Below are 18,990 nucleotides of genomic sequence, written 5' to 3' on the forward strand. Positions count from 1 at the left end.
CAGGCCGCGCGCGTTCAGGATTCGACGGCGACCGGCGCGGGCTGAGCCACCGGCTCGGCGCCGCGCCGTTCGTCGCGTCCGCTGCGCCGGAACCACCACTGCAGCAGGGCGATTCCGACGAGCGCGAGCACCGCGCTCGGCAGGCTGATCGACAGGCCGGGCGGGCGCCACGTGACGACCAGCTCGGCATTGCGCTTGCCCGGCGGGATGTCGACCGCGACGAAGGTCCCGGCGACGGCGCGCACCGGGATCTCCTGGCCGCCGAGCGTCGCGTGGTAGCCCGGCCAGGCCAAGCGGGACAGCACGATTCGGCCGCCGGTGCCCGAGGAGACCGTGGCGCGGTTGGTCAGCCCGCCCTCGGCCATCACGGTGGCGTGCACGCCCGACTCGTGGGCGATCAGGTCACCGGGGGAGGGCAGCGGGTTCACTCGCTCGAGCACCCAGATCTGGTGTTCGTGGCACGGATAGTTGACGAACTTCCAGCCCGCGGGCGCGGGCTTCTGACCGGCGTCGGGGTACTGGGCGCGTTGCAGGACAACACGATCCAGGCGCATCAGGTCGACGATCGGTGTATCGGTCGACGGTTCGACCGCGAAGACCCTGCGGTAGGCGTCGGGGCAGGTGCCGCCGTCCCACGCCATGCAGAGCAGGCCGGCGAAGGCCGCGTGGCCGACGGGTGTGTAGCCGTTGACGTACTGCAGGCCGAGGTTCTTGGCATAGCTGCCGAGCGCGATCGACCCGTAGGTGCCCGCCAGCGTGCGCTCGTCGTCGCGCACCGCGATCCGGTCCGCCAATTGCAGTGTGCGGCCGCCGAAATCGGGGAAGGCGGCGGTCATCTCCGAACGACGCTCGGGGAAGCCGTAGGACAGCGGGGTCGTCGGCGCCGCCGCCACCTGCGCGAAGGCGATGGGTCCGGTGGCGACGATGGTCAGCGCGGCGGCCGCGGCGACGCCGCGCGTGCGCGCCAGCCACAGCGCGGCCGCACCGAGCGCGACCACGACCGCGACGCCGAGCACATGCCGGTCGAGGAGTTTCGGTGCGGCGGAGAAGGATCGCAGGAACAGCAGGCCGATCAGCACGCCCGCCGCCGCGTAGCGCCGCCGCGAGGAATCGAACACGCCGTAGCGGCTGAGCAGCACACACACCAGCACCAGCAGCGCGATCGCCAGCATCGGCAGCACTCGCGCGGGCCAGCGCAGCGGGCCGATCGCGCCGGGGCCCGCCGTCCACATCAGCGTGGCGACGGCGAACAGCGCGATGCCGCTCCATTCGGCGGCCGCGCGGGCGGCGGCCTTCCAGTCGATGAAGGCCAGCGCCGGGATCACGAACCAGGCGATGTAGACCATCGGCAACGGCTGCACATGGCCCCACCAGGCGGTGAACGCGGGCACCGTGCTCGGCAGGCTGGCATTGAGCGATTCCGACCAGGGCACGGTCAGGAAGGGGTCGTTGTGGATGGTCGACACGTCGCCGCGCCAGGTGGCCTGGGAGGACAGCAGGATCGGCAGGTTGGCGACCAGCGAGGCCAGCGCGGCGAGACCGGACGCGGTGAGCACCCGCAGCACCGGCGCCCACCGGCGCTGGTACAGGTACTCACCCGCGGCGACGGCGGCGATCATGAGCCCGGATTCGACGGCGGGGAAGGCGTATTGGATGGTCAGCGCCAGGTACAGGAACACGAACAGCGGGATCGGGCCGCTGTATCCGATGCGGCTGCCCGGGCGGCCTGCGTGGTCACACTCCGCTACCGCCTCCGGCCGCTGACCGCGCAGCCGGGGCCCGCGCGCGTAGAGCACGGCCGAGGCCCAGGCGTGTACGAGCCAGGCGGTGCCGGTCTGCGAGGTGAACCAGCTGGCCTCGTCGAAGAACAGGAACCAGCCGCTGAACGGGAACGCCACGCCTGCCACCGCCGCCAGCGGCGCCTTGGCGCCGTAGGCCAGGCAGATCCGGAACACGCCGAGCGCGGCGATCGCGGAGAACACGAACTTCACCGCGGTCGCGTAGAGGGCGAGATCGTCGAACGAGGGGGCGAGCAGGTAGACGAGCAGCTGCGCCGGGTTGTAGAGCCCGGCCTCCTCGAGGCTGTAGTTGCCCGCCATCCATTCCCACGGCACCATCGCCGGGAAGCGGCCCGCCCGCAGTTCGTTGCCGAGCAGCTGCCACATCGGCACGTACTGCGCCTCGGTGTCGTCGGTGTAGAAGTGCCGATGATCGCCGAGCAGCACCGCGAGATACCCGGCCAGGACGGCGATCACGACGATGATCGCCCACCGCACGACTTCTTTTCGCGGCTCTGCTACCGCGCGTATCCACACGAGCGCGGGAGCCTAGGGCATGGAGGTGAATCGGACAATACCAAGCGGTGTCGCCGCGTGGTGGTGGACGTTTGTCCAGCTCAGATGTGGTTAGGTGGGACTCAGTACAACTCGGTGTGTCACCACTGTCGGGGATCGTGATTGATAGCATGGCGCAACCGAGCCGACCCTTCGAGAGAGTCATCAATGCAGTTCGAAATCGTCGAGCGGGACGAAACCTGGGTGGCCGGTCTGCCGGTCCGCAGTCCCAAGCGCGCGCTCGGTGAGCTGCGCGACCGTGATCTCGAAGCCGCCTGGTCCGCGGTGCTCCACCAGGACCTCGGCGGCCCGCTCGCCAGTGCCTATACCGATTTCTCCGGGGAACTCGGCACCTACAACACCCAGATCGTCGGCTACCGGTGCGATTCGTTCGAGCAGGTCACCCGCGGGCATCTGGCGGCGCGGCTGCCGCGCGGCACCTACGCCAGATTCTCCTCGGTCGGTAACTTTCCGCAGGTGATGACGGATCTGTGGACCCAGATCGCCTACGCCGAGGAACACAACCAGATCAAGCGCACGCACACCGGTGATTTCGAGTGCTATCCGCACGCCTACAAGATCGATCTGTACCTGGCGGTAGATCCGCGATGAGTTACACGATCGTCGTGCGCGCGGGCGCACTCTACGGTGGCCTGGCGGTACCGCGCGTGCATCCGAGCTTCAAGGTGAGCAACAGCGACCTGATCGAGTTCCTCAAGGACCGCCTGCGCGACCGGCCCGAGGGCGGCGAGCCGCTGCACACGGTCTACGTACCGGATCCGGCGGGCAACTGGAACGCGCTGGTCGCGCGGCAATTCGCGGCGCCGGACGAGGTGCCGGTCGGTGACCTCATGGTGTACGTCCCCAAGGGCGTCTACGCCCGCTTCGCGCCCAACGGTGACTACCACGATCCGGTGGAGGACGTCTGGGCGCAGGTCGACGACGCCACGGCCTCGGCGGAGATCTCGCGCGCCTATCGCGAGGAGATCGAGGTCTGGCACGGTCCCGACACGGTCGAACTGTTCGTCTCCATCACAGTTGATAACTGATTATTAGCTGATTTCGAACCGTCCGGTCTGGATTTTCACCCCTACCTTCGCCTTACCGGTTCTGACCTGCGAATACTCCACATCGCCCGAGATGTTTCCGGAAAATTAGCCACTCCTGTGGTGCAAACCCATCGCATAGCGGATACTGCACCTGTCGGCATCGGTAGGACGCGGACCGCGCGCGGGCGCGTAGCACGGAGTAGGAACACGATGGCTGTCGAAGCAGCGCGCGACGGCGCGGGGTTGCGGTGGGTTCACCCGACCGACGGACGGGTCGCGGTGGCGCGGTTCCTTGGTCGGGCCCGTCGATGATCGAACAGGATTCACCGGACAACGCCTACCGCCCACTCGTGCTCGATCCGGCCGATCGTGCCGACGCGGCAACCCTGCGGCAGCTGACCGACGCGGCCGGCGTCCGCGTCGTCGACCTGCGCGCCGGGCTGCGCACCGAGCTGTCCGAACTCACGGGCCCGCCGCCGGACCTGGACCCGGACGAGGAGCGCTGGGTCTACTACCCGTGGCGGCACACGCTCGTCGCCCTCCTCGGGCCGGCCGCCTTCCACGCGATCCGGCTCGACCGCAATCGCAACAAACTCACCCGCGACGAACAGCGGCGACTGGCCGGGCTCACGGTCGGCGTCGTCGGGCAGAGCGTCGGCCATTCGGTGGCCTTCACCCTCGCGCTCGAGGCCTCCTGCGGACGGCTGCGGCTGGCCGACTTCGACACCATCGAGCTGTCGAATCTGAACCGGGTGCCCGGCGGGCTGTTCGACGTGGGCGTCAACAAATCCGTGGTGACCGCCCGCCGGATCGCCGAGCTCGATCCGTACCTGCCCGTCGAGATCTGGACCGCGGGCGTGCTCAGCGAGACCGTCGACGCGTTCGTGGACGGCCTCTCGATCGTGGTCGAGGAATGCGATTCGCTCGACATCAAATTCGCGGTCCGCGAGGCGGCGCGGCGGCGCCGGATCCCGCTGCTCATGGACACCAGCGACCGCGGCCTGTTCGACGTCGAACGCTACGACCTCGAACCCGGCCGGGTGCCCTTCCACGGCCTGCTCGGCGACACCACCGGCGCCGACCTCGCCGACCTCGACACCAGGGCCAAGGCGCCGCACGTGCTGCGCATCCTCGACCCCGGCCAGCTGTCGGCGCGGATGGCGGCGAGCCTGGCCGAGGTCGGCGAAACCGTCACCACCTGGCCGCAACTCGGCAGCGACGTGCAACTGGGCGCGGCCATCGTGAGCGCCGCGGTGCGCCGGATCGGGCTCGGCGCCAAGCTGTCCTCCGGCCGCACCAGGGTCGATCTGGAGGCGGCGCTGGATTCGCTCGCCGAGCCGGGCCACCCCGAGGAGTGCGTGGACGCTCCCGAGGACCCGGTCGAGGCCCCGCCCACCGAGCCGCTGGCGGCCATCCTGTCCTGCGCGCAGCGGGCGCCCTCCGGCGGCAACACGCAACCGTGGCGGTTGCGCGGCACGGACCGGCTGGTGGAGATCGCGCTCGAGCCCGGCGCGACGACCGCGCTGGATGTCGGGTTGCGTGGCAGCGCCGTCGCCGTCGGCGCCGCACTGCACAACGCCAGGGTCGCCGCGGCGGCCTTCGGGCTGCTCGGGACGCCGGAACTGCGCGTCGACGATCCCGCGACGCCGCTGCTCGCCCGCCTGCGGCTCGCCGAGGGCACCGACAACGACCTGGCCGCCGACTATCCCCTCGCGCTGAGCCGGCAGACCAACCGCAGGCTCGGCTCGGCGGCGCCGCTGTCGGGGACCGTGCTGCCCGCGCTGCGCTCCGCCGCGGCAGCCGAGGACGCCACCGTGCGCGCCGTCACCGGGGTCGACGGGTTGGCCGAGGCAGCCGAACTGCTCGGATCCAGCGACCGCGTCCGCTATCTGACCCCGCAACTGCACGCAGAGCTCTACGCCGAATTGCGCTGGCCGGGTGAGGATCCGCGCACCGGCATCGACGTGCGCACCCTCGACCCGGCCCCGGACGAACTGGCCAAGCTCCAGGTCGGCCGCCGCACCGATGTGATGGACCGGTTGCGTGAGTGGTCGGCGGGCTCGGCGCTGGGCGAATTCACCGTCGACCGGGTGCGGTCCAGCTCGGCGCTTGTCGCGATCTGCGTCCGGGCGCGGGCCGGTGAGGCCCCGGATCTGGCCGACTACGCGCGCGCGGGCGCCGCGGTGGAACGGGTGTGGTTGCGGGCGCAACTGCTGGGGCTCGCGGTGCAGCCGGTGTCTCCGGTGTTCCTCTATGCGCGCGGGTGGGAGGATTTGCGCAGCGTTTCTCCCGAGTTCACAGATACACTTGCCGGGATTCAGAGGCATTTCCACAACCTGCTGGGGATACCCGATGATGAGAACGTGGCATTGGTTCTTCGTCTGAGCTACGCCGCGGCTGCGAGTGTTCGCAGTCGACGGTTGCCGGTGCCCGGCAGTAGGAACGACGGATAGCGCGGATCGGAGACAATGTGCCTCGGCGAACGCTCGACTCACTGGTGACCCAGGTCGCCTCCGAGTTGATGGGTGTCGACGCCACGACCATGGTGGCGGCGAGCGAGCGGGTGCTCGCCGAGCTGGTCGATCACTTCGACGTCGACTTCAGCTACCTGCGCCACACCGACCGCGTCAAGCGGGCCACGGTGCTGGTCGCCGAATGGCCGCATCGCGACGACGCCCCCGATCCCGACCCGCTGCACACGGTCGAGTTCGAGCACGCCGACTCCGTCTTCGCCGCCCTCGAATACGCCACCGAGCCGCTGATCGTGCGGCCGAGCCGCGACAGCGCCGACTACCAGGAGACGATCCGCAAGTCCTCGGGTATCCCCGAGGTGGCCATGGCCTGCGTGCCGCTGGTCTCGCGCGGCGAGTCGACCGGTGTCCTCGGGTTCGTGAAGATGGGCGACCGCGAGTGGACCAAGCGCGAACTCAACGTCCTCAAGGCTATCGCGGCGCTGTTCGCCCAGTTACAGGCGCGCGTGGTGGCCGAGGAACGGTTGCGCTACATCGCCTTACACGACGATCTCACCGGCCTGGCCAACCGCCGCGCGCTGCTCGAGTACATGGAGGAGCGGCTGCGTCCCGGCGAGGCGGGCCCGGTCGCCACCTTCTTCCTCGATCTCGACCGCCTCAAGGCGCTCAACGACTTCCTCGGCCACAGCGCGGGGGACAACTTCATCCGCACGCTGGCGCGCAGGCTCGAACAGAACCTCGAACCCGGCGACATGATCGCCCGCCTCGGCGGCGACGAATTCGTCATCGTGCCCGCGGCGACCATGGACGCGGTCGCGGCCGAGCTGGAGGCCACCCGGATCCAGCAGGTCATCGGCCGCCGCGTCTCGGTCGGCCAGGAGTCGGTGAGCCGGGGTGTGAGTGTCGGCGTCGCGCTCGGCATTCCGGGCGAGACCTCGGTGTCGGACGTGCTGCGCCGCGCCGACCACGCGCTGCTGTCGGCGAAGTCCGGCGGCGGCAACGGCGTCGCGGTGTTCACCGACGCCATGCGCGCGCAGTTCGAACTCCAGGACGACGTGGAGCTCAACCTGCGCAGCGCGGTGTCGGACGGCTCGCTGATCCTGCACTACCAGCCCGAGGTCGACCTGCGCACCGGCCGGATCGTGGCGCTGGAGGCGCTGGTGCGCTGGCAGCACCCCACGCGCGGGCTGTTGCCGCCCGGCGCGTTCGTCTCGGTGGCCGAGGCCACCAATCTGGCCGGTGAGCTCGGCCGCTGGGTCATCCGCTCGGCCTGCTCCCAGTTCGCCGACTGGCGCAGGCGCGGGCTGGCCGCCAATGTGGTGATGCGGATCAACGTGTCGCCGGTGCAGCTGGTCAGCGCCGACTTCGTGGAGCGGATCGACGACATCCTGCGCCTGTTCGGCATCGACGGCAGCTCGGTGTGCCTCGAGATCACCGAGCACGTCGTCGTGCAGGACCTCGTGCGCACCCGGCTCACCCTGCGCGGGCTCAAGCGGATGGGCGTGCAGATCGCCATCGACGACTTCGGCACCGGCTACAGCTCGCTGTCGCACCTCAAGGCCCTGCCCGTCGACGCGGTGAAGATCGATCGCGGTTTCGTGCAGCGTCTCGGCGACAGCAACGACGACCTGGCCATCGTGAAATCGATCATCGGCCTCGCCGGGTCCTTCGGGCTCGGCGTCGTCGGCGAGGGCGTCGAGACGCCGATGGCGGCCAGGACGCTGGTCGGGCTCGGCTGCTACCGCGCGCAGGGTTTCCTCATCGCGCGCCCGATGCCCGCCGAGGAAGTCGAAGCGCAGCTGCGGCAGGGACGCATCCCGCTCGACCTCGATCTCCCACGCGCGGGTCGCGGCGTGGCCCCGAGTTGACCGCGCCGGCGGCGACGGGCGACTGGCTGCTGCTGGAGACCCTCGTCGACGACCTCGCGCCGACCGTCGTCGCGGAGGGCGCGCAGGCACGGCAGTGGGTGGGGCCGATCTGGTTGCATCGCAAGCTCGGGAAGCAGCGGGCGGAACTCGCGTTCGACGCCGTGCTCCGGTGCCGGGCGGAGCGGGTGTCCGTGCGCGAGGTGGTCGATGGGCAGCTCGTCGTGGCCGAGCCGGTCCGCTGCGCGTTCGACGGAGTGCACGGTGTCCAGGTGTGGATCGGCGACGCCGAGGCCACGGTGCCGCCGCGTCGTCGCGTCGGCGCGTGGGACTGGGCCGCCGACTCCGAGCTCGCCTATCACGGGCCCGGGCTGGAGGAGCTGATCTTCGCCCGCGATCCGGCCGAGGTCAAAGTGGTGCGTACGCCCCCGGACGCCTTCGGGCGGATGGTCGGCTTCGACGGCCGGGTCGAGTACTTCGCGATGGCCACGGCGCTCGAGCCGGGTGGCTGCTGGCAGGGCGTGGTCGACATGCTCGGCGACGACGACGTGCTGCGCGGCTTCCAGATGGTCGCCAGGGCGGCGCCGCGGGTGCGCCGGGTGAGCGGGTTGATGCACGCGCTGCCCGAACACGGCTGGGAGACGACGGTCTCGGATCCCGAGCTGGCGATGCTGCGCGCGGTCTCCCAGCGGGTGGACGTCGGGGTCGGCGTCATCACCCTGTCCAGCGCCATCATCTACGAATGGGTCGTCGAGCCGCCGCCTCCGCTGGCGCCGTGGGCGGTGGAGCGGCCGATCATCGACGCGGGCGACCTGGCCGCGTTGCGCGCCGCCTGCGCGGTGGTCGCGCGCGATCCCGGCGCGATCGAGCGGCTCACCCTGCGGGTGCGCTTCGCGGGCGGCGACTGGATTCTCGCCATGGCCGAACTCGTGTCGCTGGCCACGGCGGCCTCCGGGCACGGCCTGCTGCGGGTGTGGACCGAGGACCCCGGTGCCGGTTAGCCGCATCTTTCGCCGCTGTTCACCCCGTGTTGTCCGGGCCGGTTCCGGGGTGCACCCGCGTCGTTGAAGCATCGGGGGAGTGCGCATCGTGCAGCTCGCCAACTTCTACGGTCCGCGCTCGGGTGGCCTGCGCACGGCGCTGCATCACCTCGGCGAGGGGTATGTCGCCGCCGGGCACGAGGTGGTGCTGATCGTCCCCGGCCCGCGCCGCAGCGAGGAAGTGCTGCCCACCGGCGCCCTGCGGATCACCCTGCCCGCGCTGGCGATCCCGTGCACCGGCGGCTACCGGGCCGCCGACCCGCGTCGCGTCGCCGATGTGCTCGGCGGGCTGCGGCCCGACGTGCTCGAGGTCTCCGACCGGCTCACCCTGCGCGGCTTCGGGCGCTGGGCCGGGCGGCGCGGGGTGACCAGCGTGATGATCTCGCACGAACGGCTCGACCGGCTGCTCGGCCAGTTCCTGCCCGGCCCGGCCGCGCGCCGCTGCGCCGACGTCGCCAACCGGCGCACCGCCGACGACTACGACATGGTCGTGTGCACCACCGATTTCGCGCGCGAGGAATTCCAGCGGATCGGCGCGCCCAATGTGGAGCTGGTGCCGCTGGGCGTCGACCTCGACCTGTTCAGTCCACGCCGCCGCGATCGGCGCCTGCGTGCCGACCTCGGGGTCGCGGGGCATCCGATGCTGGTGCACTGCGGGCGGCTGTCGGTGGAGAAGCGGGTCGACCGAAGCATCGAGGCGGTCGGGGCGCTGCATCGGGCCGGGGTGCCCGCGCGCCTGGTGGTCGCCGGTGACGGGCCCCGCCGCGAATCGCTGGAGCGCAGGGCACGCACACTGCCCGCTCTGCCCGGCGGCGCGCCCGCGGTGCATTTCACCGGGTTCATCAGCGACCGCGCCATGGTCGCGAAACTCCTTGCCACCGCGGATGTCTCACTCGCGCCCGGCCCACACGAGACGTTCGGCCTCGCCGCGCTGGAAGCCCTGGCCGCCGGGACCCCCGTGGTCGCCAGCCGGTCCTCGGCGCTGGCCGACATCGTCACCGCCGAATGCGGTGCCATCGCCGCCGACCGCCCCCGCGCCTTCGCCCGCGCCGTCACCGATGTTCTCGCCATGCCCACCTCGGGCCGCCGCCGCGCCGCCCGCACCCGGGCCGAACAGTTCACCTGGCCCCGCGCGGTCGCGGGCATGCTCGCCGTCCTCGACCGCTGAACTACTCGCAGACCTGCCGGGTGGGGCAGTTGAGCTGCACGTCGAGGACGCGGGCGCCGGGGCCCTCCGCGCCGAGGCGGTCGTGCTCGTTGACGAGCTTGCAGGAACCGAGGGACAGGCAGCCGCAGCCGATGCAGCCGGTGAGGTTGTCGCGCAGCCGGGTGAGCTGGACGATGCGGTCGTCGAGGTCCTCGCGCCAGGTCGTCGACAGGGTCTCCCAGTCGCGGCGGGTGGGCGTGCGGCCCTCGGGGAGGCGGTCCAGGGCGGAGCGGATCTCGCTCAGCGGGATGCCAACGCGCTGGCTGATGCGGATGAAGGCGACGCGACGCAGGGTCTCGCGTGCGTAGCGGCGTTGATTACCGCTGGTCCGACGGCTCGATATGAGACCTTCACGTTCGTAGAAGTGCAACGCGGACACTGCAACTCCACTACGCTCGGAGAGCTGCCCGGGGGTCAGCTCCTTCGTTTGCCAATCGGCCGTCGTCATCTGCGCTCCTCCCGTTTTCGCCCTCAACAATACTTGAGGTTTTTTCGGTGTGGACGAAAACGGCCCGACTGGCTCCGGCGGGTCTGCGGGTCTTCCGTGCCGAGGGGCGCTCCGCGGATTACGGTTTTCGCATGGGAACCGCCCCCGAATCGCGTCTGGCCGTCACCTCCGAGGTCGGCACCCTGCGGACGGTGCTGCTGCACCGGCCCGGCGACGAGCTGCGCAGGCTCACCCCGAGCAACAACGATCAACTGCTCTTCGACGGCATCCCGTGGGTGGAACGCGCCCAGGCCGAGCACGACGCCTTCGCCGCGCTGCTGCGCGACCGCGGCGTGGAGGTGCTGTTGCTGTCGGACCTGCTGGCCGAGACCCTCGAGGTGAGCGGCGCGGCCAGGATCCAGGGTATCTCGGCCGCCGTCGACGCCCGCAGGCTCGGGCACGGCCTCGCCGACCAGCTCGCCGCCGAACTGCGCAAGGTCGAGGCGCCCGCGCTGGCCGACATCCTGATGGCCGGGATGACCTTCGACGAGCTGCCCTTCGGGCCCGACACCACCTCCCTGGTGCGCCGCATGCACCACGGCGGCGACTTCGTCATCGACCCGCTGCCGAACCTGCTGTTCACCCGCGACTCGTCGTTCTGGGTCGGCCCGAAGGTGGCGATCACCTCACTCGCCCTGCCCGCCCGCATCCGCGAGACCTCGATCACCGACCTCGTCTACGCGTTCCACCCGCGCTTCCTCGGCGTGCGCCGGGCCTACGAATCGCACACGGCGCCGATCGAGGGCGGTGACGTGCTGCTGCTCGCGCCCGGCGTCGTCGCGGTCGGCGTCGGCGAGCGGACGACTCCGGCGGGCGCGGAAGCCTTGGCGCGCAGCCTCTTCGACGACGACCTGGCCCACACCGTCCTGGTGGTGCCGATCGCGCAGAACCGGGCCACCATGCACCTGGACACCGTGTGCACCATGGTCGACACCGACGCGGTGGTGATGTATCCGGGCGTGCGGGACACCCTGCGGGCGTTCACCATTCGCCGCGAAGACGGCTTCTCCGGGCGCGGCGACCTGGACCGCATCAGCATCAGCGGCCCTGAACCGTTCCTGCCCGCCGCCGCGGCCGCCATGGGCATCCCGCGCCTGCGGGTGATCGACACCGGCCGCGACGGGCCGACCGCCGAACGCGAGCAGTGGGACGACGGCAACAACACCCTGGCGCTGGCGCCCGGCGTCGTCGTGGCCTACGAACGCAACGAGATGACCAATTCACGGCTCACCGACGCCGGGGTGGAGGTTCTCACCATCCAGGGTTCGGAGCTCGGCTCGGGCCGGGGTGGTCCGCGCTGCATGTCCTGTCCGCTGGCCCGAGACGAGGTGTGAGTGTTCCACGTCGAGCTGTCCACCGATTCCACCCAGCCGCCCTACGAGCAGCTGCGCATGGCCGTGATCGAGCAGGTCCGCGCCGGCACGCTCACCGCGGGCACCAAGATCCCCACCGTCCGCGCCCTGGCCGCCGACCTCGGTATCGCTCCCAACACCGTCGCCCGCGCCTACCGGGAACTCGAGGCCGACGGCGTGCTCGAAACCCGGGGCCGTCAGGGTTCTTTCATCGCCTCCTCCGGCGATCCGACGCGCGACATCGCGGGCCGCGCCGCCGTCGACTACGTGGCGACCGTCCGGCGCCTCGGCCTACCCGACTCCGACGCGCTCGAGTTCGTGCGCCGCGCGCTGGACAGCTAGCGCCAGCTCGGTAGCCAGAGATGGTCCTGCCAGCTGGCAGGCGTGATGGGCTGGGCGGTGAGGATAGGCCAGAGCCAGACGAAGTTGGCGATGACCACGCCCAGGTAGATGCTCACGATCAGCAGGCCGAGGGCGTAGCGCTCGTTGACGGGGGCAGGCAGGTAGGTCCCCGTGGGGCTGCGCGGTATCCCGGCGGGTCGGGCCGAGCCGAGGATGTCGCCGAGGACCAGCGCGACACCCATCGCGAGGAAGGGCGCGAGCACGACCGCGTAGAAGAAGTACATCTGCCGGTCCAGGGTGAGGAACCAGGGCAGCAGGCCGGCGCCGTAGCCGACCAGGACGGCGGCGTAGCGCCAGTCCTTGCGCACCACCGAGCGCCACAGCATCCACCCCAGGGCCGGCAGCGCGAGCCACCACAGCGCCGGGGTGCCGACGGCCATCATGGCCTTCACACACTGCGCTTCGCCGCAGCCGGTCACGGTGCCCTCGGCGTAGTAGTAGAGCATCGGACGCAAGCCCATCGGCCAGGTCCACGGCTTGGACTCCCACGGGTGGTGATTGCCCGCCGAATTGGTGAGACTCGAATGGAAGTCCAGGGTTTCGCCCTGGTAGTACCAGAGCGAGCGCAGCGCGTCGGGCAGGAACGAGAACGCCCCGCCCGCGCCGACCTGGTTGCCCACCGCGTACCGGTACACGCCGGTCTCGCTGGCGAACCACGCCCAGTACGAGGACAGGTACACCACCAGCGGGATCGCCACCAGCGCGTACAGCGCCGGTCCCACATCCCGGATCAGCGTGCCCAGCCACGGCTTGCGCACCCCGTACGCGCGCCGCGCGCTCACGTCGAAGGCCACGCTGAGCAGGCCGAAGAACATGATGTAGTAGATGCCCGACCACTTGGTGCCGCACGCCAGCCCGAGCAGCACGCCCGCGCCGAAGCGCCACCAGCGCACGCCGAGCCGCGGTCCCCAGTCGGTGATGCCGATGCGCCCGGCCAGGTCGGCGGCGGCCATGCGCTCGCGGACCTCGTCGCGGTCGACGATCAGGCAGCCGAACGCGGCCGTCACCAGCAGGGCCATGAAGATGTCGAGCATGCCGATGCGGGAGGAGACGAAGGTGAGCCCGTCGGCGATGAGCAGGATGCCGGCGAACGCGCCGATCAACGTCGAACGCGCCATGCGCCGCACGATCCGGATCACCAGCAGCACCAGTACTGTGCCCGCCAGCGCCGCCGTGCCGCGCCAGCCCCACGCGTTGTAGCCGAACAGGGCCTCGCTGATCGCGATGAACTGCTTGCCGACCGGCGGATGCACCACCAGCCCGTAGGCCGGGTTGTCCTCCACGCCACCACCGGTGACCATCTGCCAGGCCTGTGGCGCGTAGTGCTTCTCGTCGAAAACCGGGGTGCGGGCGTCGGTGGGGTAGTTCAGATTCACGAACCGGGTGATCGCCGCGATCAGGGTGAGCACGCCGGTGACCGCCCAGCCGCGCGCGGTGTCGAGCGGTCCGAAATCGGGGGCGGGGCGCAGCGGCGCCGGGGAGACCACTGCCGACACATGGCGCGTCGCGCGAGTTTCGCTCACCGGGATCACGCCCCGATCGTAGGCGGTGGCCCCGCCGATGTCCGAGCCGACACCATCGCGTCAGCTCGGCCGGGCCAGCCCGGCGACGAGCAGGGCGACCAGCGGGCGCGGGTCGTAGCGGGTGTCGGACTCGGCGCCGATGCACAGGTTTCCGATGCCGCGCAGCAGTTGATAGGGATCGAGGCCGGAGTCGATCTCACCCGCCGCGACGGCCGCGTCGAGCAACTCGGCGCAGACCGGGAGCAGGCGGTCCAGGAAGTAGGCGTGCAGGGTCTCGAAGCTGCCGGTGTCGTTGTGCAGGGCGGCGGCGAGACCGTGCTTGGTGACCAGGAAGTCGACGAACAGGTCGACCCAGCGGCCCAGCGCGGCGTGCGGGGTGGGGCCTTCGGCGAGCAGGGTGGGCCCGGCCTCGGCGCAGGCGTCGACCTGGTGCCGGTAGACCGCGATGACGAGGTCGGCCCTGGTGGGGAAGTGGCGGTAGATCGTGCCCATCCCCACGCCCGCCTCGGCGGCGATCTCGCGGACGGGCGCGTCGACACCGGCGCGGACGAAGACCGCCGCGGCGGCGTCGAGCAGGGCCTGCTGATTGCGGCGGGCGTCCTTGCGTTTGGGGGCGGGGTCGGTCACCACGGTCCTTTCGGTTGCAAAGCGGAACAGTGCTCCGTATTGTTAGCGGAGCGTTGTTCCGGTTTGTTCATCATGGCAGATCCGGCGGCGCCCGACGAAAGGCACACGCATGTCCGCCACGGTCATCTCCGTCAAACCCGTCGTCCTGTCCGCGCCGGGGCGCGGCACCGAGCTCGCGGTCCGGGTCAACGCGCCCGTGACCGGTACCGGACTGCCGGTCATCGTGTTCTCGCACGGTTACGGCTGGTCGATGGACGGGTACGCGCCCCTGGTTGATCACTGGGCGGCCAACGGCTTCGTCGTCGTCCAGCCGACGCACCTGGATTCCAGGCGGTTCGGCATTCCGGCCGAAGATCCACGCACGCCGGACATCTGGCGCATCCGCGTCGACGATCTGCGCTGGGTGCTCGACGGACTCGACGAGGTCGAAGCAGCCGTCCCCGGCTTGCGCGGCCGGGTCGACCACGAGCGCGTCGCCGTGGCGGGCCATTCCTGGGGCGCGCAGTCGGCGAGCACGCTGCTCGGCGCGCGGGTCCTCGACGCGAACGGTGAGCCCGGCGAGGACCTGTCCGATCCGCGCGTCCGGGCCGGCGTGCTGCTCGCGGTGACCGGCCTCGGCGACCAGCTCAGTCCCTTCGCCGCCGAGCACTTCCCGTTCATGCGGCCGTCCTTCGCCGCCATGACCACCCCGGCACTCGTCGTGGCCGGCGACAACGACCACTCCCACCTCTCCACCCGCGGCCCCGACTGGTTCACCGACGCCTACACCCACAGCCCCGGCGAGAAGTCGCTGCTCACCGTCTTCGGCGGCGAACACTCCCTCGGCGGCATCGTCGGCCACGAGGTCGCCGAGACCACCGACGAGAACCCGGCCCGAGTGGCCATGATCCAGCGGGTGACCTGCGCCTACCTGCGCAGCGCGCTCGACCTGGACGACACGGCCTGGAAAGGGGCGCTGGCCGCCCTCGACCAGGACCCGGCTGCGCTGGGTGCGGTGCGCGGCAAGTAGGTGGGGGATGAGTGGCGCTTCCGGCCTCGATGACGCCGCGGGGCTGGTGCGCGGCGGGGTGCGGGGTGGAGTCGGGTGGGCTGACAGAATGGGCGGGCGCCATTATGTGGCAACCCGGCCGCACGCATCGGTGCGGCCGAACTCTCGGAGAGGCGGAACCCCACCGTGTTGGTCCTGGCGGCAACCCCGATGGGCGATATCGGCGACGCGTCCCAGCGTCTGCGTGATGCGCTCGGCTCGGCCGATGTGGTCGCCGCGGAGGACACCCGGCGGACCAAGTCGCTCGCCAAGGCGCTCGGGGTCGAGATCACCGGACGGGTCGTGAGTTTCTACGACCACGTCGAGACGGCGCGGATCCCCGCCCTGCTCGACGACATCGCGAGCGGGCTGACCGTGCTCCTGGTGACCGACGCGGGCATGCCGTCGGTCAGCGATCCCGGCTATCGCCTGGTCGCGGCGGCCGTCGAGCGCGATCTCCCGGTCACCTGCCTGCCGGGGCCGTCGGCCGTCACCACCGCGCTCGCCCTGTCCGGCCTGCCGGTCGAACGCTTCTGCTTCGACGGCTTCGCCCCGCGCAAGGGCGGCCCGCGCCGGGAATGGTTGCGCACCTTGGCTTCCGAACAGCGCGCCTGTGTCTTCTTCGAGGCGCCGCACCGCCTCGCCGACTGCCTCGCCGACGCGGTCACCGTGCTCGGCCCCGATCGCCGCGCCGCCGTCTGCCGCGAGCTCACCAAGACCTACGAGGAGGTCGTGCGCGGCACTCTCGCCGAACTCGCCGCCTGGTCCGTGGAGGGCGCCCGCGGCGAGATCACCGTGGTTCTCGAAGGCGCCCAACCGGTTTCGGCCGACGCCGAAGATTTGGTCGGCGAGGTGGAAGCTCTGGTCACCAGCGGCATGCGCCTCAAGGACGCCTGCGCCGAGGTCTCCGCCGCCCGCGGTGCCTCTCGCAAAGACCTCTACGAAGCGGTCCTGGCAGCCCGCTCGGCCGAGTAGCGCCCCCGGGGCCTGCGACGATATCGGTACAGGCCTGTCCGTCCAACGGGAGCGAGCACCTCATGCGCACGTCCTCGATCGTCGTCTTCGGCATATGCGCGGCCGTCCTGGCTATCGTCGGCGCGTCCGCTGTCTACTGGATCATCTGGGCCGTCGTGGTCTGCCTCGCGACCGGCCTCTGGATCGTGCGGCGCTGACGCGGCACCGCAACCGCGTTCATGGCACCGGTCCCCGTCGTGGGGCATCATCGCGGGTATGACCTCTTTGGACGCGAAGGCGAAGACTCTGCTCGAACTGCATCGGCCGGGTGACCCGGTGGTGCTGCCGACCGTGTGGGACGCGTGGTCGGCGAATATCGCTGTGGCCGCGGGCTTTTCGGGGCTCACCCTGGGTTCGCACCCGGTGGCCGACTCGGTGGGGCGCAGCGACGGGGAGGGGATGACGTTCGAGGAGCTGCTCGCGCGCGTCACTCAGGTGACCGGCGCCGTCGACGTGCCGGTGTCGGTCGACATCGAATCCGGGTACGGGCAGGAGCCCGCGCGGCTCATCGAGGGCCTGCTCGCGGCCGGCGCGGTCGGCCTCAATATCGAGGACACCGTGCACAGCGAGGGCAAGCGCCTGCGGAGCGCCGAGGAGCACGCCGAGCTGGTGCGCGGGCTGCGCGCGGCGGCCGACGCGGCCGGTGTGCACGTGGTCGTCAACGCGCGCACCGATCTGTTCCTGCGCCAGGACGGCGACGAGGCCGATCGCGTGGATCGCGCGATCGCCCGGCTCACCCTCGCCGCCGAGGCGGGCGCCGATGTCCTGTACCCGGTGGGCAGGCACACCGACGAGGTCCAGCTCAGGCTCACCGCCGAACTGCCGCTGCCGGTCAACGCGATCGGTCAGCCGGGCACGCCGGCCAAGGAGCACTTCGCCGGTCTCGGCGTCGCCCGGATCAGCTTCGGCCCGTTCCTCCAAGCCGCCCTGGCCACCGAGGCGAACGGGTTGCTCGAAGCCTGGAAGTAGCGAAAACGACGGCGGGCGCCCCGCGAAGGGACGCCCGCCGCTCGCCGCAGCGTTACTCCTTGGGCTCGACGTAACGCGGGAACACCGGCTCCGGCGCGGGCAGCGCGATGCCGGGGACCAGCGGAGTCGCGATGTCGGCGAAGGTCCGGCCCTCCTGGGCGAGCAGATCCAGGATCTTGGCCGCCGACCCCGGCATCACCGGCTGCACCAGGATCGCGACGATGCGCACCACCTCGAGGGTGACGTAGAGGACCGTGGCCATGCGGGCCAGGTCTTCCTCGGTGCCCGACTTGCGCAGCGCCCACGGCGCGTTGGCGGAGAAGTACCGGTTCGTCTCGCCGAGGGTCAGCCAGATGGCTTCCAGCGCGAGATGCATCTGCTGGGCGTCGAACTCGGCGCGGCACCGGTCGAGCAGGGCGTTGGCGCGGTCGAGCAGGGCGCGGTCGTCCTCGGTGAACTCGCCGGGAGCAGGCGCCTTGGCCTCGCAGTTCTTGTTGACCATGGTGAGGCTGCGCTGCACCAGGTTGCCGAACTCGTTGGCCAGGTCGGCGTTGATCCGGCCCGCGATCGCGTCGTTGCTGTAGCTGCCGTCCTGGCCGTAGGAGATCTCCCGGAGCAGGAAGAAGCGCACCTGGTCGAGGCCGTAGGTGGACACCAGCGCGAGCGGGTCGACGACATTGCCCGTCGACTTCGACATCTTCTCGCCCTTGTTGTACAGGAACCCGTGCACGAACACGCGCTGTGGCAGCTCGATGCCCGCCGACATCAGGAACGCGGGCCAGTACACCGTGTGGAACCGGGTGATGTCCTTGCCGATGATGTGCACGTTCGCCGGCCAGAACTTCCGGAACTTCGCCGAGTCGGTGTCGGGGAAACCGACGCCGGTCAGGTAGTTGGTGAGCGCGTCGACCCACACGTACATGACGTGATCGGGATGGCCGGGCACCGGCACGCCCCAGTCGAAGGTGGTGCGCGAGATCGAGAGGTCCTTCAGCCCGGCCTTGACGTAGCTGACGATCTCGTTGCGCCGGGTCGCCGGCGCGATGAAATCGGGGTGTTCCTCGTAGAGGGCGAGCAGCTTGTCCTGGTACTCCGAGAGTTTGAAGAAGTAGTTCGACTCCTCGGTCCAGGTGACCGGGGTCTGCGATTCGGTGGACACGCGGGTGCCGTCGTCGAGGAGGGTGGTCTCCTCCTCGGTGTAGAACGCCTCGTCGCGCACCGAGTACCAGCCGGAGTAGTTGCCCAGGTAGATGTCGCCGTTGGCGAGCATCCGTTCCCAGATGGCGACGCTGGCGGCCTTGTGATCCTCGTCGGTGGTGCGGATGAAGCGGTCGAAGGAGATGTCGAGCGCCTTGTCCATCGCCTCGAACACGTCGGAGTTGCGCGCCGCGAGTTCCTGCACCGGGATGCCCTCGGTGGCCGCGGTCTGCTGCATCTTCTGGCCGTGCTCGTCGGTGCCGGTCATGAAGAACACGTCGTAGCCGTCGAGCCGCTTGAACCGGGCCAGCGCGTCGGTCGAGATGTACTCGTACGCGTGACCGATGTGCGGCGCACCGTTCGGGTACGCGATGGCCGTCGTGATGTAGAAGGCGGGCGCCTCGGCGCCGTCAGGTCGCTCGCTCAT

The 18,990-nt window shown here is 70.5% G+C and carries 17 protein-coding genes; 12 read left to right on the forward strand and 5 right to left on the reverse strand.

Annotation, left to right across the window (positions count from 1 at the left end; all coding sequences use genetic code 11):
- Positions 1-14: 14 nt before the first annotated feature.
- Positions 15-2,276, reverse strand: a complete 2,262-nt coding sequence (locus AB0H56_RS02880) for a hypothetical protein (protein ID WP_357156403.1) — start codon at positions 2,274-2,276, stop codon at positions 15-17.
- Between the two features lie 225 nt (positions 2,277-2,501).
- On the opposite strand from AB0H56_RS02880, the gene AB0H56_RS02885 reads away from it, so the two are divergent.
- From AB0H56_RS02885 to AB0H56_RS02910, 6 genes are all read left to right on the forward strand, one after another.
- Complete coding sequence (locus AB0H56_RS02885; RefSeq protein WP_357156405.1) at positions 2,502-2,945, forward strand: GyrI-like domain-containing protein; 444 nt, start codon at positions 2,502-2,504, stop codon at positions 2,943-2,945.
- Entirely contained in the window at positions 2,942-3,382 is a 441-nt protein-coding gene (locus AB0H56_RS02890; RefSeq protein ID WP_357156407.1) for an AraC family transcriptional regulator, read from the forward strand. The genes AB0H56_RS02885 and AB0H56_RS02890 overlap by 4 nt, the downstream gene beginning before the upstream one ends.
- Before the next feature lie 308 nt (positions 3,383-3,690).
- Positions 3,691-5,835 carry an Rv1355c family protein gene (locus tag AB0H56_RS02895; RefSeq protein WP_357156409.1) on the forward strand — a complete coding sequence of 715 codons (2,145 nt, stop codon included), beginning with the start codon at positions 3,691-3,693 and terminating at the stop codon, positions 5,833-5,835.
- Between the two features lie 68 nt (positions 5,836-5,903).
- Positions 5,904-7,721, forward strand: a complete 1,818-nt coding sequence (locus AB0H56_RS02900) for an EAL domain-containing protein (RefSeq protein WP_110039855.1) — start codon at positions 5,904-5,906, stop codon at positions 7,719-7,721.
- On the forward strand, positions 7,718-8,719 hold the full coding sequence (locus tag AB0H56_RS02905) for a GAF domain-containing protein (protein WP_357156411.1): 1,002 nt from the start codon (positions 7,718-7,720) through the stop codon (positions 8,717-8,719). Before AB0H56_RS02900 ends, AB0H56_RS02905 begins: the two co-directional genes overlap by 4 nt.
- Positions 8,720-8,798: 79 nt before the next feature.
- Positions 8,799-9,926, forward strand: a complete 1,128-nt coding sequence (locus AB0H56_RS02910) for a glycosyltransferase (protein ID WP_357156413.1) — start codon at positions 8,799-8,801, stop codon at positions 9,924-9,926.
- Position 9,927: 1 nt separating this feature from the next.
- Here AB0H56_RS02910 and soxR read toward each other — a convergent pair whose 3' ends face one another.
- Positions 9,928-10,413, reverse strand: coding sequence for a redox-sensitive transcriptional activator SoxR (gene soxR / locus AB0H56_RS02915; protein ID WP_110039761.1), 486 nt, complete (start codon positions 10,411-10,413; stop codon positions 9,928-9,930).
- Between the two features lie 131 nt (positions 10,414-10,544).
- Here soxR and arcA point away from each other — a divergent pair, with 131 nt between their 5' ends.
- A complete protein-coding gene (arcA, locus tag AB0H56_RS02920) occupies positions 10,545-11,786 on the forward strand; it encodes an arginine deiminase (protein WP_280307697.1) in 1,242 nt (413 codons plus the stop codon).
- Positions 11,787-12,146 (forward strand): GntR family transcriptional regulator, encoded by a 360-nt coding sequence (locus AB0H56_RS02925; RefSeq protein ID WP_110039763.1) that lies wholly within the window; start codon positions 11,787-11,789, stop codon positions 12,144-12,146.
- Here AB0H56_RS02925 and AB0H56_RS02930 read toward each other — a convergent pair.
- Both AB0H56_RS02930 and AB0H56_RS02935 read right to left on the reverse strand, forming a co-directional pair.
- Positions 12,143-13,738: a phospholipid carrier-dependent glycosyltransferase gene (locus tag AB0H56_RS02930; protein ID WP_357156416.1), complete on the reverse strand. Its 1,596-nt coding sequence runs from the start codon at positions 13,736-13,738 to the stop codon at positions 12,143-12,145. The two genes, AB0H56_RS02925 and AB0H56_RS02930, sit on opposite strands and share 4 nt — an antisense overlap.
- Before the next feature lie 51 nt (positions 13,739-13,789).
- A complete protein-coding gene (locus AB0H56_RS02935) occupies positions 13,790-14,356 on the reverse strand; it encodes a TetR/AcrR family transcriptional regulator (RefSeq protein ID WP_357156418.1) in 567 nt (188 codons plus the stop codon).
- Between the two features lie 109 nt (positions 14,357-14,465).
- On the opposite strand from AB0H56_RS02935, the gene AB0H56_RS02940 reads away from it, so the two are divergent.
- The 4 genes from AB0H56_RS02940 to AB0H56_RS02955 all read left to right on the forward strand — a co-directional run bounded on the left by AB0H56_RS02940 (position 14,466) and on the right by AB0H56_RS02955 (position 17,366).
- Positions 14,466-15,365: a chlorophyllase gene (locus tag AB0H56_RS02940; protein ID WP_357156420.1), complete on the forward strand. Its 900-nt coding sequence runs from the start codon at positions 14,466-14,468 to the stop codon at positions 15,363-15,365.
- Positions 15,366-15,530: 165 nt separating this feature from the next.
- A complete protein-coding gene (rsmI, locus tag AB0H56_RS02945; RefSeq protein WP_357156422.1) occupies positions 15,531-16,358 on the forward strand; it encodes a 16S rRNA (cytidine(1402)-2'-O)-methyltransferase in 828 nt (275 codons plus the stop codon).
- A 62-nt stretch (positions 16,359-16,420) separates the two neighbouring features.
- Complete coding sequence (locus AB0H56_RS02950) at positions 16,421-16,555, forward strand: hypothetical protein (RefSeq protein ID WP_357156424.1); 135 nt, start codon at positions 16,421-16,423, stop codon at positions 16,553-16,555.
- Between the two features lie 58 nt (positions 16,556-16,613).
- Positions 16,614-17,366, forward strand: a complete 753-nt coding sequence (locus tag AB0H56_RS02955; RefSeq protein ID WP_357156426.1) for an isocitrate lyase/phosphoenolpyruvate mutase family protein — start codon at positions 16,614-16,616, stop codon at positions 17,364-17,366.
- 52 nt (positions 17,367-17,418) lie between these two features.
- Here AB0H56_RS02955 and metG read toward each other — a convergent pair whose 3' ends face one another.
- A complete protein-coding gene (gene metG / locus AB0H56_RS02960; RefSeq protein WP_357156428.1) occupies positions 17,419-18,990 on the reverse strand; it encodes a methionine--tRNA ligase in 1,572 nt (523 codons plus the stop codon).

This window comes from Nocardia sp. NPDC050717, assembly GCF_040654275.1.
Classification (GTDB): Bacteria; Actinomycetota; Actinomycetes; order Mycobacteriales; family Mycobacteriaceae; genus Nocardia.

Bases quoted from the DNA above. Each gene is read 5' to 3' on its own strand.
- soxR (WP_110039761.1), bottom strand. From the start codon at position 10,413: ATGACGACGGCCGATTGGCAAACGAAGGAGCTGACCCCCGGGCAGCTC.
- metG (WP_357156428.1), bottom strand. From the start codon at position 18,990: ATGAGCGAGCGACCTGACGGCGCCGAGGCGCCCGCCTTCTACATCACG.
- AB0H56_RS02955 (WP_357156426.1), top strand. From the start codon at position 16,614: ATGACCTCTTTGGACGCGAAGGCGAAGACTCTGCTCGAACTGCATCGG.
- AB0H56_RS02895 (WP_357156409.1), top strand. From the start codon at position 3,691: ATGATCGAACAGGATTCACCGGACAACGCCTACCGCCCACTCGTGCTC.
- AB0H56_RS02900 (WP_110039855.1), top strand. From the start codon at position 5,904: ATGGGTGTCGACGCCACGACCATGGTGGCGGCGAGCGAGCGGGTGCTC.
- AB0H56_RS02885 (WP_357156405.1), top strand. From the start codon at position 2,502: ATGCAGTTCGAAATCGTCGAGCGGGACGAAACCTGGGTGGCCGGTCTG.
- AB0H56_RS02950 (WP_357156424.1), top strand. From the start codon at position 16,421: ATGCGCACGTCCTCGATCGTCGTCTTCGGCATATGCGCGGCCGTCCTG.
- AB0H56_RS02940 (WP_357156420.1), top strand. From the start codon at position 14,466: ATGTCCGCCACGGTCATCTCCGTCAAACCCGTCGTCCTGTCCGCGCCG.
- AB0H56_RS02890 (WP_357156407.1), top strand. From the start codon at position 2,942: ATGAGTTACACGATCGTCGTGCGCGCGGGCGCACTCTACGGTGGCCTG.
- arcA (WP_280307697.1), top strand. From the start codon at position 10,545: ATGGGAACCGCCCCCGAATCGCGTCTGGCCGTCACCTCCGAGGTCGGC.